14 protein-coding genes are annotated in these 14,659 nt (G+C 43.8%); 5 read left to right on the top strand and 9 right to left on the bottom strand.

The window, feature by feature from the left end; genetic code table 11:
• Positions 1-31: 31 nt before the first annotated feature.
• Both M0221_RS00085 and M0221_RS00090 read right to left on the bottom strand, forming a co-directional pair.
• Positions 32-1,009: a zinc-binding dehydrogenase gene (locus tag M0221_RS00085; protein WP_440825753.1), complete on the bottom strand. Its 978-nt coding sequence runs from the start codon at positions 1,007-1,009 to the stop codon at positions 32-34.
• Between the two features lie 147 nt (positions 1,010-1,156).
• Positions 1,157-1,411 carry a DUF2798 domain-containing protein gene (locus M0221_RS00090; RefSeq protein ID WP_483283982.1) on the bottom strand — a complete coding sequence of 85 codons (255 nt, stop codon included), beginning with the start codon at positions 1,409-1,411 and terminating at the stop codon, positions 1,157-1,159.
• A 252-nt stretch (positions 1,412-1,663) separates the two neighbouring features.
• Here M0221_RS00090 and M0221_RS00095 point away from each other — a divergent pair, with 252 nt between their 5' ends.
• Positions 1,664-2,383, top strand: a complete 720-nt coding sequence (locus M0221_RS00095) for an aspartate/glutamate racemase family protein (protein ID WP_483283983.1) — start codon at positions 1,664-1,666, stop codon at positions 2,381-2,383.
• A gap of 120 nt (positions 2,384-2,503) precedes the next feature.
• Here M0221_RS00095 and M0221_RS00100 read toward each other — a convergent pair whose 3' ends face one another.
• On the bottom strand, positions 2,504-4,009 hold the full coding sequence (locus M0221_RS00100; RefSeq protein ID WP_483283984.1) for an MATE family efflux transporter: 1,506 nt from the start codon (positions 4,007-4,009) through the stop codon (positions 2,504-2,506).
• 325 nt (positions 4,010-4,334) lie between these two features.
• On the opposite strand from M0221_RS00100, the gene M0221_RS00105 reads away from it, so the two are divergent.
• Complete coding sequence (locus M0221_RS00105; protein WP_483283985.1) at positions 4,335-5,282, top strand: alpha/beta fold hydrolase; 948 nt, start codon at positions 4,335-4,337, stop codon at positions 5,280-5,282.
• Positions 5,283-5,522: 240 nt separating this feature from the next.
• Here M0221_RS00105 and M0221_RS00110 read toward each other — a convergent pair whose 3' ends face one another.
• From M0221_RS00110 to M0221_RS00130, 5 genes are all read right to left on the bottom strand, one after another.
• On the bottom strand, positions 5,523-6,566 hold the full coding sequence (locus tag M0221_RS00110) for an NAD(P)H-dependent flavin oxidoreductase (RefSeq protein WP_483283986.1): 1,044 nt from the start codon (positions 6,564-6,566) through the stop codon (positions 5,523-5,525).
• Positions 6,567-6,835: 269 nt separating this feature from the next.
• A complete protein-coding gene (locus M0221_RS00115; protein WP_483283987.1) occupies positions 6,836-7,213 on the bottom strand; it encodes a DsrE family protein in 378 nt (125 codons plus the stop codon).
• A 246-nt stretch (positions 7,214-7,459) separates the two neighbouring features.
• On the bottom strand, positions 7,460-8,002 hold the full coding sequence (locus tag M0221_RS00120) for an acyl-CoA thioesterase (protein WP_020442427.1): 543 nt from the start codon (positions 8,000-8,002) through the stop codon (positions 7,460-7,462).
• Positions 8,003-8,054: 52 nt separating this feature from the next.
• The gene (locus M0221_RS00125) at positions 8,055-9,107 is read right to left on the bottom strand and encodes a YheT family hydrolase (RefSeq protein ID WP_483283988.1); all 1,053 of its coding nucleotides are present in this window, start codon (positions 9,105-9,107) and stop codon (positions 8,055-8,057) included.
• Positions 9,108-9,225: 118 nt separating this feature from the next.
• A complete protein-coding gene (locus M0221_RS00130; RefSeq protein ID WP_133104000.1) occupies positions 9,226-9,822 on the bottom strand; it encodes a YigZ family protein in 597 nt (198 codons plus the stop codon).
• A 198-nt stretch (positions 9,823-10,020) separates the two neighbouring features.
• Here M0221_RS00130 and M0221_RS00135 point away from each other — a divergent pair, with 198 nt between their 5' ends.
• Both M0221_RS00135 and M0221_RS00140 read left to right on the top strand, forming a co-directional pair.
• On the top strand, positions 10,021-10,725 hold the full coding sequence (locus M0221_RS00135; protein WP_011512407.1) for a pseudouridine synthase: 705 nt from the start codon (positions 10,021-10,023) through the stop codon (positions 10,723-10,725).
• Between the two features lie 337 nt (positions 10,726-11,062).
• Positions 11,063-12,148 carry a thioredoxin fold domain-containing protein gene (locus tag M0221_RS00140; RefSeq protein ID WP_483283989.1) on the top strand — a complete coding sequence of 362 codons (1,086 nt, stop codon included), beginning with the start codon at positions 11,063-11,065 and terminating at the stop codon, positions 12,146-12,148.
• Between the two features lie 137 nt (positions 12,149-12,285).
• Here the strand turns inward: M0221_RS00140 and M0221_RS00145 are convergent, their stop codons facing one another.
• Positions 12,286-12,939 (bottom strand): DUF2939 domain-containing protein, encoded by a 654-nt coding sequence (locus M0221_RS00145; protein WP_483283990.1) that lies wholly within the window; start codon positions 12,937-12,939, stop codon positions 12,286-12,288.
• 484 nt (positions 12,940-13,423) lie between these two features.
• Between M0221_RS00145 and dnaJ the strand changes: the two genes are divergently transcribed.
• Complete coding sequence (gene dnaJ / locus M0221_RS00150; protein WP_483283991.1) at positions 13,424-14,557, top strand: molecular chaperone DnaJ; 1,134 nt, start codon at positions 13,424-13,426, stop codon at positions 14,555-14,557.
• Positions 14,558-14,659: the final 102 nt, after the last annotated feature.

Consider the following 14,659-nt stretch of genomic DNA (forward strand, 5'->3'; position numbering starts at 1 on the left):
ATGCTCGAAACCTTAAGATATAAAATGAATCTTAAGGTTTTAACAGTACCTTACCGTTTTTTTCTGACTGCATTTTCCCGTCAACTGCTTTTAAGATATCCGCCAAATCAAAGGTCGCTTCAACGGGCAGTTTTAAGTTGCCATTGTTAGCACGTTCGATCAGCTCATCAACCAAGCGTTGCTTATTCTCAACGCTCATTTCTTGACTGATTTTACTGCCCCAAAAGCCTTTAATCGTCGCTTGTTTAAAAATAATGTGGGTTGGATTTAGCACCATTGGTTTGCCTGACATGATGCCAAACGATGCCAATGTGCCACCATGACCCAGTAACGCCAGCAGATCATTACTAGACTCACCACCGATAGAATCAACCGCAGCACTGATTTTTTCATCACCAAGAATGGCTTTTACTTGATCTTTCCAGTCGTCATCTGAGGTATTGATATTATGCTTGATACCCAGTGCTTCTAATTCCTTGATAGCATCGCCACTTCTCACGACATTAATGGTGTTAATACCACGCGCAGCGGCTAACATGGCGAGCGATTTGCCGACCGCGCCATTGGCAGCATTATGGATAACCCACTGACCGCTTTCTAGTTCTAAGAACTCAATCAACATCAGCGCGCTCAGTGGCATTGCAATCAATTGTGCTGCCATTTCGTCATCTAAGCTGTCGGGCATCGGGAATACCATATCTTCCACAGCGACGAAATACTCTGCCCACGTCGCTTGTACACTGGCGGCTGCGACACGCTGACCGACTTTCAGATTCTTAACATCGCTGCCTACTGCATCGATGATACCGACCGCTTCACTACCACCGATGGCAGGCATTTCAGGTTTAAAGCCATATTGACCGCGAATGGTTAGTAGGTCATGGTTGTGGATAGAGGCGAGTATCGTTTTGACTCGGACTTCATTGGCTTTAGGCTCTGGAGTAGGGCGGTCGCCGATGCTGAGTACTTCAGTGGGTTTGCCAAAATGATCATAAGTTGCGCTACGCATGATAAATCCTTTTTTTAGTTTTTAGATATTTGTCTAAGAAGTGAGTTGATGAATTGATTTGCAACCATCAACAGTAACAACTCTGCTTACCAGTTATCAGTACTTGTTTGGTTAAGGAACGTTGTTATGTACTTATCGTCGTATGACTTAGTAAAACTCAATCCGACTAAGTACGTGCTCTTGTACAAGATACGCACAGATATAGGCGCTCGGCCACGCAAAGACAAAGGCCAGCACCCACGAGTGCATTAATTCCATAAAGAAGCCATCGACGAACCCTATTTTAACCAGTAATAAAGCGGATGAGATAATAAGTGACATCATCAGCGCCATCAGACCAGTAAAGATAAGACGGTAGTACTTACGCCGCGCGCGTATTCTGATAATAGGGAAGTTTGCCATAATGTTGAATTTTCCTACATGATAATAGTGAGGCTCAATGAACGATGATGAATAGCATTATGAGGCGTCGTTATTGACTATCATAGCGTATGCTGGTGAGTGGATAAAATCGTTGTTATTAATAGTGACGTTCGTTACATTTTAATGATCGTTATTTCTTTTCTAATAATGAAAATGTTCTAAATATTGGCAAATTAAAGCTGAACTTTTGCTACGATAAGTAAGATTGAAATACATATAAAGAGTAATAGTATGACCGTTCAAAAGCAGCGAACCTTGGGTATCATCGGCGGAATGAGTTGGGAGAGTACCCAAAGCTATTATCGGCTGATTAATGAAGGTATCAAGGCTAAGCTTGGCAACTTACATTCAGCAGACTTATTGATTCATAGTGTCGACTTTGCGCCAATTGGCGAGTTACAAGCCCAAGGCAAGTGGGAAGAGCTGGGTGATGTCATGGTAAACAGTGGTGAGCGCTTACAAGCGGCTGGTGCCCAAGGCTTATTAATTGCGACCAATACCATGCATAAAGTAGCAAAGCAGGTACAAGCGGCGACGAATTTGCCACTGATACATATTGCTGATGCGACCGCAGATGCGATTAAGCAGCAAGGTTTAACCAAGATTGCCTTACTCGGTACACAATTCACCATGACTGAGGACTTTTATAAACAGCGTCTGATTGATACGGGCTTGCAGGTGCTGATACCAGATACCGATGCGCGTGCTGAAGTCCATCGCATCATCTATGATGAGCTGTGCCAAGGACAATTGCTTGCCAGCTCACGGCAATATTATACGCAAGTGATTAATGAGTTAGCAGCACAAGGCGCTGAGGGCGCGATATTAGGCTGTACCGAGATTGGACTGTTAATTAGCCAAGCAGACAGTCGAATCCCCATGTTTGATACCACCGCTATCCATGCAGCCGCAGCGGTACAGTTTTTATTAGATAATGAAAATTTTAGTTAAAGGTAAAACCAGTTTCGGTATTTGCAGTAATAGGTAAGTATGACGAATAATGTACTCGCCCATGCTAATGAGCAAAAGCCGCTCGACTAGGCGTTATGCGTGTATATATAAACCACGTTATTATCGTTTATTCTTTTTTATCACACGGAGTCTATGAAGATGAAGTCTTCTATGAAGTCGTCGATGCAACCTTGTGATACGGCGCAAAGGTGACAGCTTCCATACAGTCGTCGGTACAAGATCTCGAAACGACGCACTGGTGCCTGTATGCGCGCGAAACTCCTCAGACCTTTGCGCAGCTTCCTCTGCGGGCAAGTGTTTGCCTTTGCGCCATCCGCCGTACAAATATAGTCCTGCTCCCATCACGGCGGTTGCCACCATGCCTGCTGGAAAGGATAGCCAAAGGGCATCGGTTCCAAGTAGAGGATAAAGCCCGAAAGCAAATCCAAGACGCACTGGATACATCGAAATGACCATGACAATCAGCGGCCAAATCACATAGCCGTTTGCACGCATGGTGCCAAACAAAACCTGTGCTATCCCAAAAAAGATAAAACCCCATGTCGCCATTAGCTGAATATGACGCCCAATCGGCACCGCTTCACTGTCACTGCCGAGGAACAAGCCCAGAATGGTCTCATCAAAAATGGTCAGTAGCACAATAATAAAACCGGTCAATGCCAGATTAAAAATCAGTCCCCAGCGTGTGATCCCTGCGATTCTGTGCCATTGATTGGCACCGATGTTCTGTGCAACCATCGCACTGGCCGCAGCACTTAGCGCCATTGCTGGCATCTGCACGTAGGTCCAAAGCTGCTGGGTTGCGCTGTAAGCGGCTGTAGTCTGTACACCTTCGCGATTAATCAGCGATAACATTGTCAATGCTGCCGAAGAGATGACGATCATCTGTAGACCCATCGGTAACCCCTTAGAAAACATCGACTTCAGGATGTCTCGGTCTGCGCGCAAAAAGCGAAGCTCCGGCAACTTAAGCGTCAGCACAGAGCCACGCAGATACATAGTGACTAACATGCCAATAAGCGCTAGCGTATTTGCGACGGCTGTTGCGAAAGCCGAGCCAAATATGCCCCACTCGGGAAATGGTCCTAGACCCAAAATCAGTGTCGGCGTCAAAATAAGGTCAATCACGACCGATATAATGATAAACCAAAGCGGCGTCGTCGAATCGCCCGTCCCGCGCAGTGCCATCATTATCAGCGTAAACGTAAGTGTGACAGGCATCGCAATAAAAATCATGCGCAGATAGGTTAGGGCAAGCTCTACAGCACTTGCCGGCGTACCAAGCAGCTCAAGCAGCATCGGCGCAAATATCCACCCTACTGCCGACACTATTACGCTTATCGGAATAATGCTGCCCAGCGCCGTGCCCATGGTTTTCTTAACCATAGCGTTGTCACGGCTGCCCATTGCCTGACCAATCAAAATAGTAGATGCCATACCGAAACCAAACACGAAGGAGATCAGTATAAACATCAAGATATTGCCGTTCGCTGTGGCTGCTAACGCTTCCTCACCCAAAAATCGACCTACCCAGACAGCATTGATCGATCCGTTTAATGACTGTAATGCAGATGACCCAAGGGTTGGTAATGCAAATAAGAGCATGGTTTTCGGGATCGAGCCTTGGGTGAGGTCACGCCGTTTACCAATGGAGGTATCTGTTTTACTCAATGTTTATCCTTTTGCGATATGCAGGGCTGACTAAACAAAAGCGCTTATCATAAACCAGAAAGCGTCTACGGTCTTTATTAGAGCTGTAACCCCTCGGCAAACGCTATGATTATTTGCCTGTCATTTTTTTAGGCAATTGTCGAGCAATTTATAGGGGGAGGGTGGTTATTATAAGTGCTTAAACTTAAAATACTCTTGTGCTAGGATGATGCTTTTTACTTCTTACTTCATTTTTCTAGTTTTCAAAAAGGATATTTCGATGCTATTAAAACGCCTAGGCCTTGCCACTTTGTTAAGCTTTTCAGTCGTTGGTTGTACCACAGCGCCCAATACCTTGGCGATAAATACCACCCAAAAGATTATTCAGTATGAACGCTCAAAATCAGACCTTACGACTCAGTCATTTACGTTAAGCTCTGGCGATAAAATAGTCTATGCAGAAAACGGTAATGTCGCGGGCGAGCCTTTATTATTGATTCATGGCTTTGGCGGTAATAAAGACAACTTTACCCGTATCGCTCGGCAGTTAGAGAACTATAATCTGATCATTCCTGATTTGCTCGGCTTTGGTGACTCTAGTAAACCGATGGCGGCTGACTATCGCTCAGAGGCGCAAGCGACGCGCTTACACGAGCTACTGCAAGCTAAAGGCTTGGCATCTAGCATTCATGTCGGTGGCAACTCAATGGGCGGCGCTATCAGTGTTGCTTATGCTGCGAAGTATCCTAAAGAAGTCAAAAGTCTGTGGCTGATAGATAGTGCGGGCTTTTGGTCAGCGGGTGTGCCGAAATCCTTAGAAAATGCAACTCTTGAGAACAATCCGCTATTGGTCGATAAGAAGGAAGACTTTTATGCTATGTATGACTTTGTTATGTCTAAGCCGCCTTATATTCCTAAGTCTGTAAAAGCCGTATTCGCGCAAGAGCGTATCGCTAATAAAGCATTAGAATCCAAAATACTCGCGCAAATAGTTGAAGACAATGTTGAGCAGCGTGCCAAGGTTATCGCTGAATATAATATTCCAACACTAGTCGTTTGGGGTGAGGAGGATAAGGTCATCAAGCCTGAAACCGTGACGCTAATAAAAGAAATCATCCCACAATCACAAGTGATTACGATGCCAAAAATCGGTCATGTACCGATGATAGAAGCGGTGAAAGATACGGCGAATGATTATAAAGCGTTTCGTGAAGGGTTAAAGAACTAGTCATTTACATATGATATTTTAAGGCGTAAATGATCCAACGTTTGACTAGATATGAGCTGTAGTTAGTATTCAATGAGATAAGTACAAACATTATAAGGTGCTACTGGTATCAAATTTTGTTGCTTACTGTGCTTACGCAGACAGAGGCTGCGAATAATTAATCCCAGTAGCACTGTATTCTTTTAAAACTGTATCTACTCTATTGTAGGCTGAGTTAAAAATCAGCCTACGTCGATCAAACTAACTCTCTGTTACCAGTCGCTCTAGCAGTTCAACCGTGCGCTCTTGTCTGACCAAAGTGACACCTTGTCCTGCCCATAAAGATTGATGTTCGGCATCGCGGTTTTTGGTTGCATGGGCACGCAAAAATTTGGTCATCGCATTTAATTGCGGGTAAGGCGGTAGCTCATGCGCGCTCTCGAATTGAGCAAAATCATGCAAATAATCATTTAATAAACCACGAGCCTGTTTCCCTGAGAATAATCTGGTTAAGCGCGTCTCAGAGCTGCGCTTACCTTGACTGGCATCGAGCAGCGCTTGCTTATAAGTGTCATTGATAGCGCATTTATCTGTGGTCAAAAATGCTGTTCCGATTTGCGCCAGCTCAGCACCAGCCGTTTGAACTGCTTTGATGTCCTGTCCGTTCATAATGCCACCAGCCGCGATTAAAGGAATATCGGTGCAGGCACGCGTTTGACTTATTAGCGTCAATAATCCCAATGGATCGTTTTCACTTTGCGGCAACCAACCACCGCGATGCCCACCCGCTTCGACCCCTTGCACGCATACCGCATCTGCGCCAATATCTGCCCATGCTTTTGCTTCCAATGGATGATTGGCAGTACCGACGACCCGTGTGCCTAGACTCTGCAAACGCTGCACCTGCTCAGCGCTGATAATGCCAAAGGTAAAACTGGCGACAGGAACGGGATTGTCATAGAGCACTTGTAGCTGCTCTGCAAAGCTTAGCGCTGGGTGCTTCGGTAGAGTAAATTCGATATTTTTCTCTTGATAGTAATTATTTAGCCAAGCAGGGACTTCGCTATCTAAAGCACTAGATTCATGCTCTGATAACACCATCAGATTGATCATAAAAGGACGATCGGTGAGCGATTTAATGGTGTTGATTTCACTATTTAAAACGTCTGGCGGCGTCATGCCAGCCCCCAATGACCCTAATCCACCAAACTTACTCACCGTCTCCACCAGCTCAGGGGTGGTCGCTCCTGCCATCGGCGCTTGAACAATAGGATATGTCAAATTAAGGGTGTTCAGTAAGGTCATGACAGGCTTCCTTGTTATTTTATGAGGAGTTTTGCATGACTTACTTTAGCAAAGCTGGATGGCGTACGTGTTAGATAATGTGTATTTAGTTGCTGAATATAGGAGGTGAGGTTTGACTATAAGACTGTTGTCAATACTTATCATTCAAACTGGGAATAAGGTCAGAAATCTAGAATTTAACGCCAAAAAATAAGTCAGCTCTTAAGTTATCAAAAAGATAATTAAGAAAACTGACCCATCTTTATATACTAATTACTTAGCTTAAACGCTTAACTCAACTGCAACGACCCTTTTGCATTCATCAACAGCTCAACCACATCATCACCACTGATGACCGTGAAGCGCTTATCAATGGCTGATTCTTCTACGCCACCATGTTTCATACACGCGCCGCAAACCAATACTTGACCGCCTTTTTCGATAAAGGCTTCTAGTAATTCGCCAGCAGGTTCAAAGGGATCACCAATATCGACATTATCTAAAGCGTTTGGTAATGCCAAATGCACCGCGTCCACCATCAATATGACTGATGCAGAGTGACCTTTTTTAAGCGCCACACCCGCCATAGTAAAAGCTAAAGTAATCTTGCTTGGGTTTGACTCACTATTATCAAACAGCGTACCGACATAATCCGTATTATTAACCATATTATTTTCCTTTATTAGACTGTTTCTAATTAGATAGTATTCAGTTGAGTGTAAAACTCACTACTATCCTAACATTGATTATATTTATTTATATAATGTATTGTTAGCAAATAGTAGTTATAAGGTTAACTGATTGTGAATAGCTGTCTATGAAGAAGTTGATCATAACAAGCGGATTTTGACGAAGCGCTGCGATGCAAATGGTTAAATAAGCAGTCCTTATTTTGAGGTAAGCCTAGCAAAAACCTAAGATTGTGGCGGCCATGGACGATCGGCATCACTGACAATCCATTCTGCCACATAGCCGCTCGGCGGTAGCTGCCAATCCGATTGATCTAAAGCTGCCAGTACTCGTGCCGTCTCGATGACCTTACCGCCTTTGGTGACGCCTGTACGTAGTAGTGCCGACGAGCAAGGCTTGCCCTTTACCCACATCGATTGCTCAATATATATCCAGCGCTCATCGAAGCCGACGATTTTGGTCTTCATGGTGACTTTTTCAAAAGCACGGATGCGTTTGCGATATTGGATGGTACTACCAGCGACGACCAAGCCCCAACGCTGCTTAAGCAGTTGAGTGCCAAGCCCGCTCCGTACTGCAAAGTCGGTACGCCCCATATCATAAAGGGTCAGCACGCGACCATTATTCATCTCTAAGAAATTATCAATATCTGTCAGACGGCAGCGAAATGTAATCTCACTGGTTTCTTTGAACGTTAAAGTATTGCCTTTTTTCACTTGCAGCGCGGCATGGGCGATGGTGCTGGCGTAACGGATAAATGGATACATAAAGCAGTCTCAAAATATTTAAAGATAAAAATGATGTTTTTTATTTTATAATTTATCTAGTTTTATTAGATGGCACGCCAATATGATTAAAGTAGGCACTCACGGTTTCAGGTATCCAGTTGATGTCAAACTTTGATTTTTTACTTGGAGTTTTTACATTGCTATTGCTTGTACGATAACGCAAATAGCCGATATGACCCCCGTGTGCCGTATCTAATATGGTGACACTGTCAGAGACATCGTTTGGCGTGGCGGTAAAGCCAATAAAAGGGTCGTCTTTGGCGCTGATTAATAGTAAAGGCTTGGTTACAGTGATCAAATAAGGTAAGGCAGAGGATGAGTGGTAGTAATCATTATTAGAGCGGTAACCATGCCTAGGCGCAGTGAAGATATTATCAAAATCGCTAATGCGTTTTACCGCTTTGATAGAAGTAATCTCGTCTGCAGTAATTTCATTTGCCAAGGCTTTTTTGATAATCGGGTTGAGCAAATATGGGGTATAGATACGATGACTCAAAAAGCTATGCATCGTAATAGCAGCCGATGACATGTCAACTGGCGCAGATATTACCGCTGCGCCGTCGCATAGCGCCTCATCACCATATTCACCCATATATTTTGCAAGTGCATTGCCGCCAAGTGACACGCCAACCCCATAAATATGGGCGTAATTCTCACGTAAGCTCTCTAACATATGATGCACCTCGCCCGTGTCACCAGCGTTATAGAACACTTTGCCATTAGCGGGAATACCACCACAACTGCGAAAGTGAGCGACGACAAAGTGCCAGCCTTGCGCGTGCATCTGATATGCCAAGGCACGCGCATAATGACTGTCACTGCTGCCTTCCATCCCATGAAAAAGTACGATTAATGGTGTTTGTTCAAGTTTGCCATTTTCTGAATCTTGGACAGGATGGGCATCATAAAAGTCATAAGCGATATCAGTTTCGCAAAGTGAATCTTGTTTAATCACGCGTCGGTAATTTGGTGTTTTTGGCGCAAAAAACTTTGGCAAAATACTTTGCAAATGCGGATTGGTGAGCCAAAACGGCGGTTTAAAAGGGGCAGGTGCGAATGGTTTTGTCGACTTTGAGGTTGGCATATTTCAGTCTTATTTTATGTTTGTTAAAAAATCGTCTTTGAAAATCAGTGCCTTATCATATCCAAGGTCGTCATCAAAACCAATGGTTTTCAGTGAACGCATGATTACTCATTTAATTTTAAGACTTATCTAATACGCGTCCATCCATCGCAAGACGTTCTTTTAAGTGCTCGATATTTGCCTCAGCGAGCGTCACAGTCAAGGTAACCTGCTTACTATAGGCGACATTATCTATGCTGCCGTTTAAGCTCTCAACGACATAGCGGCACTGGGCTTCGGTGGCGAATTCTGCCAGTATTTGTACTGTGATCATAGGAACATAAGGGCTTAGTATCATCTCATCGACTGCCGCTTGCGCTGAGCCTGCATAAGCACGAGTCAAACCGCCAGCACCGAGCTTGATACCACCAAAGTAACGGACAACGATAATAATGACATTGCCGATAGATTTATGTTGCAAGACGTTTAATATCGGTCGTCCTGCGGTGCCATTGGGCTCGCCATCATCATCAAACCCTGCGCTGGTGGTGTTATTGGGATCGCCAATAATATACGCCCAACAGTGATGACGGGCATCAGCATATTGCTCACGTAGTTGTTCCACATGAAACATTGCCTGCTCACGCGAGGTCACTGGATAAGCATAGGTAATAAAGGCAGATTTTTTGATTTCTAAGCGTGCAGTGACGACACGTTTTAGCGTTTGATAGCTCATATTTCATCAGGCTTAGGTTGGATATGGTAAACTTGTCTAACTTTCACTGTTGTCCGTATTTGGCGCAGTGTAAATTTCATTTCTCATTATAGTACCACTTCTGATCATTGAAGATAGCCAACAACAGACGTGCACATGTATGCATCGTTGGTCTTTGATTGAGAGTGAGTATCCCAAAACGGATGGTAGGCAAATCGTATGCGTCTAGATAAATTTCTGAGTAAAGCCACTGAGCTGTCGCGTAAAGAATCTAAAAAAATTCTGCACGCTGGTGAAGTCACAGTAAACGAGCAAGTCATTAAAGATCCCGGTGTACATGTCGATATCGTTAATGACGATGTACAGTGGGCAGGCGAGCCATTGTCGGTCGCCACTGGCAATCGCTATATCTTGCTTCATAAACCAGAAGGCTTTGAATGTACCCTAAAGGCTAAAGAATACCCAATTGTCACTGACCTTATTGCGGTGCCAGAGCTTGGCAGTTTACGTATTGCTGGGCGTCTTGATGTTGATACGACTGGCGCATTGCTCATCAGTGATGATGGCGGCTGGCTACATCGCGTAACTAGCCCAAAGCATGAACATGCCAAAGTGTACGAGTTGACGTTAGCAGATGCTATGGATAGTGACGCTCAAGCTAATGCTATTAAAGAAGTGGCTGAAGGCATCCTTTTAGAAGGTGACCACGAAGAAACCAAGCCTGCGACCCTCGAGTTCATCGATGAAACTCATGCGCGTTTAACCTTAGAGCAAGGTAAATACCATCAAGTAAAACGTATGATGGGCTATTTCGGCAATAGAGTGGTTGAGCTACATCGTGCTAGTGTCGGTCATATTACTTTAGACGGGTTAGAAAAAGGCGACAGTCGCTTCTTAACACCAGAAGAAGTAGCAAAATTTTAGAGTTATAGCCTATGTTATAGTCTATTAGGTTATAAAATCATGCTTTAGAAAAATTACTCCAAAATCAGCAGCCACTCAATAGTGTGCTGCTTTTTGCGTTCTGCTACTCAGCTATTTCTGTCAATTAGCATTAGCGGCTGCCTGTGTTGCCTATCTCTTAAAGCTCAGTAGCAGTTTTGCAAAATTAAGTCTTTAATACTTTGAAAAACCCCTCCTTGTGCTACAGTCAGCCTATCTTTTTTAATCTATATTTTTACATAATGTTATTTACTGCTCTTTTATTAAATAGGCATGAGTGAATAACGATCATTATTAAAAACCAGATAGGACGGTCTCTGTGAAACTCCCTGTATTAAACTCCGCAAGTTTGATTGGTGTTATGTTGTTAGCAACCACTGCTTGTGCGCAGCCGAACACTGCCGATATGACCAATAAAACAGTCAGCCAAAAGGTTAACAACAGCGCCCAAGCTGGTCAGAATATGAAAGCTATTGGTACAGTCAGTAAATCTGTTGATAGCCGTTTGCGCCAATTGCTGACTCAAGCAGGTATCAAAACGCAGATAACCTCGATTGTATCCTCTAAATTACCCAATATGTATCAAGTCAATTTGGCTGAGCAATTGCCGCTACATATTACTGAAGATGGTAAATATGTCATTCAAGGCGAGCTGCAAAAGAATCCAAGCAAGCGGGTAGTGACCAAAACGCCAGCACGTAGCACCAGCGCGCAAATAGGTAAGCCTGTCGGTGCCAGTATCAAATCTGACATATTGGCAAATATGGGCGCGCTTAAAAACATGAGTAACAAAACACCGTTCTTTTACACTGCAGTACCGGGTGTGATTTGGGGTGCGACTTTAGAGGGCGTACCGTTCTTGTTATCAGATGACGCCCAGTACATCACCGATGGTGAGATATCAGTCATCGAAAATGGTCAGTTTACTGGGCTTGATAACCGCTTTGAAAAGCTTAAAAATCAATCTGTCTTAACCACATTGGATACTAAGCAGCTGATTACCTATCCTGCCACCAGTGCTGAAAAAGCGGTGATTTACGTAGCAACGGATGTCAATTGCCCTTATTGCCGCAGATTACATAAGCAGATGCCGATGCTTAATGCCAAAGGCGTGACGATAAAAACCATTGGTTATCCGATTTATGAAGCGTCGCCTGAGCAAATGCGCGGTATCTGGTGCCAAGGTAATGAGGAAAGTCGTCGTAAAGCGCTTGATCAGGCGATGCTACATGGCAAGATGACACCAGCGCCCGCATCTTGCAAAATTGATGATGTGGCAGGCAATCGTGAAAAAGCGGCAGGTTTAGCTGTCATGGCAACTCCTGCTATTTATCGTGAAGATGGCGTATTGTTTCAAGCGAGCTTTGAGAGTCCTGAGTTTTTGGAATTCTTGGGAGTAAAATAAGTTGTTGATATTTCTATAGTGTGATATTTCTATAATAGTTATGATGGATATCATATTGAATAATGAATAAAAACCCGCCCTATGAATATAGCTCATAGGGCGGGTTTTTATTCATATAACAGTTGATGGTAGCAAGTCTATTGCGGCAAGACGATATCGACGATTTTCCAGTTAATTACTCCTTCACGCTTCATCTCTATAGTCAAAGGATAGCCTTTTACCTGACCACTGATAGTGAAGCAATTGATACCGCAGTAACTTAATTGGGGTTTGTCACTGTCAGTCCCTTGGGCTGCCTGCTGTTCAAGCTCATCAGCCTGCTTTTCCATGATTTGCTGCATCTGTTTTTTGACCACAGCATTAACATCACCGCGATGAATAATCAGATTTTGAATGAGATTTTTTAAATCGACTTGATTGCTAGCGATTGCCCACGCTGCCGCCAGCTCTTTAGTGGCAGTGTTGGCTTGACCTTGGGTATTGATGACTTTTTCAATGTTTTGCGGTGTGATGGCACCAGCGACTGCTTGCATAATAAAACTATTAGCCGCCTCTTTTAGTGGCTCGCCGCCAAGCTCAGCGACCAATGGGTATTTTGTCATGGTCACGGCAAATTGCTCAGTGAGCTGGTCTTGCATACTTGGGCGTACTTGCTCATAGTCGATAGCTGCCGCGATAGTCGCACCATCTTTGGCATCATAAGCCTTTTTAAGCTGATAAGCGCTGTAATAAGGCGAGCCTGCATAGATAGTAACGGCAATGACAATCAATAAAATAATCAGCTTTTTCATAAAATCGATACCTTGATACAAGCGTAATGGCGATGAGTATAAATAGGACTTTAAAGAGTAATGTTCGAGTACAGTTGGCTTAAAATAAAAGAGCATCACCTTTAGTGGTATTCATGCTTTAAACGGACTCGACTACCGCTATCTATATGGCGATAAATACTAGCATGGCTGAGCATTATGGAGGTATAAAAACCTTTGTTCATTCCTTAATGAATTCTTTTTAATATTAACTAAAGAGTCTAATTAACACTTTGTACTTCTGCCAACTTGATAAATGCTGCTGCCATCTCCATAAATAGCGCAAACTTTTAATAATTGATTTGACTAAGCAGCACCCCACTGTATTCGCTGGTAAGATTTATACGATTGTCATCACTGTTCTCTGTCTTCCGCTATGTTTCATGTGAAACATTTTTTGCGATGATGAGCAGTATTGAACGATAAAGCAACCAAGCTGTGGACTGTGAAGACGATAGGAGAGCCCATGAGTAAGCGCGATTTTTATGAAATACTAGGTGTCAGTAAGACCGCTGATAACAAAGAGATCAAGCGAGCCTACCGCAAGCTTGCCATGAAATACCATCCAGACCGTAACTCTGAAGACCCAGATGCTGAAGAAAAATTTAAAGAAGCATCGATGGCTTATGAAGTATTAAGTAGCGAAGAAAAACGCTCAGCCTATGACCGTATGGGTCATGCTGCTTTTGAAAACGGCATGGGCGGTGGTGGTTTCGGCGGTGGCGGTGGTGGGAACTTCCAAGATATCTTTGGTGATATCTTTGGCAACTTTGGTGATATCTTTGGTCAGTCACGTGGCGGCGGTGGGCGTTCGCGTCGCGGCTCAGACTTACGTTATGTGATTGAGCTGACTTTAGAAGAAGCGGTACGCGGCTGCAAAAAAGAAATCAGCTTTACAGCTCCTGCGCCTTGCGATACTTGTGATGGTAAAGGCGCAAAAAATGCCTCTGATATCGTGACTTGCCAAACTTGTCATGGTCAAGGTCAAGTTCGTATGCAACAAGGCTTCTTTGCCGTTCAACAGGCCTGCCCACATTGTGGCGGTACTGGTAAACAAATTAAAAACCCTTGTTCTGACTGTCATGGTAATGGCGTCAAAGACAAGTCACGCACGCTAGAAGTTTCTATTCCAGCAGGCGTTGATGATGGTGATCGCGTCCGTTTAGCAGGCGAAGGCGAAGCGGGCGGCGCTGGCGTACAAAACGGCGACTTATACGTCGAAGTACGTGTCAAACAGCACAACGTCTTTACCCGTCAAGGTGCAGATTTGTATATGGATGTGCCAGTTAGTATCACTGATGCAGCACTCGGTAAAGAAGTTGAAATCCCAACCTTAGATGGCAAAGTGAAAATCAAGGTTGCAGAAGGCACACAAAGTGGTAAATTATTACGTGTCCGTGGTAGAGGTGTGACACCAGTACGTACGACCATGAAAGGTGATTTGATCTGCCGTGTGGTCATCGAAACACCAGTGAATCTGACTCGTGAGCAAAAAGATTTGCTACGTCAATTCCAAGATACACTGGATGGTGATAGTAAGCATCAGCAGTCACCACATAAAAAATCTTTCTTTAAAAAGATTGGCGATTTGTTTGACTAACAGCATTTTGTGTTTGAATGGATAAATGATAAAAGCTCGATAATTTCACGTGAAACTATCGAGCTTTTTATTGGTGCTATAAAAAACCATTCATAAGCTGAT

The sequence above is a fragment of the Psychrobacter sp. ANT206 genome, from assembly GCF_056880555.1.

Coding starts and splice junctions, on each gene's coding strand:
- M0221_RS00115 (WP_483283987.1), bottom strand. CDS start 7,213: ATGGTTAATAATACGGATTATGTCGGTACGCTGTTTGATAATAGTGAG.
- M0221_RS00135 (WP_011512407.1), top strand. CDS start 10,021: ATGCGTCTAGATAAATTTCTGAGTAAAGCCACTGAGCTGTCGCGTAAA.
- M0221_RS00120 (WP_020442427.1), bottom strand. CDS start 8,002: ATGTATCCATTTATCCGTTACGCCAGCACCATCGCCCATGCCGCGCTG.
- M0221_RS00105 (WP_483283985.1), top strand. CDS start 4,335: ATGCTATTAAAACGCCTAGGCCTTGCCACTTTGTTAAGCTTTTCAGTC.
- M0221_RS00125 (WP_483283988.1), bottom strand. CDS start 9,107: ATGCCAACCTCAAAGTCGACAAAACCATTCGCACCTGCCCCTTTTAAA.
- M0221_RS00130 (WP_133104000.1), bottom strand. CDS start 9,822: ATGAGCTATCAAACGCTAAAACGTGTCGTCACTGCACGCTTAGAAATC.
- M0221_RS00145 (WP_483283990.1), bottom strand. CDS start 12,939: ATGAAAAAGCTGATTATTTTATTGATTGTCATTGCCGTTACTATCTAT.
- M0221_RS00085 (WP_440825753.1), bottom strand. CDS start 1,009: ATGCGTAGCGCAACTTATGATCATTTTGGCAAACCCACTGAAGTACTC.
- M0221_RS00095 (WP_483283983.1), top strand. CDS start 1,664: ATGACCGTTCAAAAGCAGCGAACCTTGGGTATCATCGGCGGAATGAGT.
- dnaJ (WP_483283991.1), top strand. CDS start 13,424: ATGAGTAAGCGCGATTTTTATGAAATACTAGGTGTCAGTAAGACCGCT.
- M0221_RS00090 (WP_483283982.1), bottom strand. CDS start 1,411: ATGGCAAACTTCCCTATTATCAGAATACGCGCGCGGCGTAAGTACTAC.
- M0221_RS00100 (WP_483283984.1), bottom strand. CDS start 4,009: ATGCTCTTATTTGCATTACCAACCCTTGGGTCATCTGCATTACAGTCA.
- M0221_RS00110 (WP_483283986.1), bottom strand. CDS start 6,566: ATGACCTTACTGAACACCCTTAATTTGACATATCCTATTGTTCAAGCG.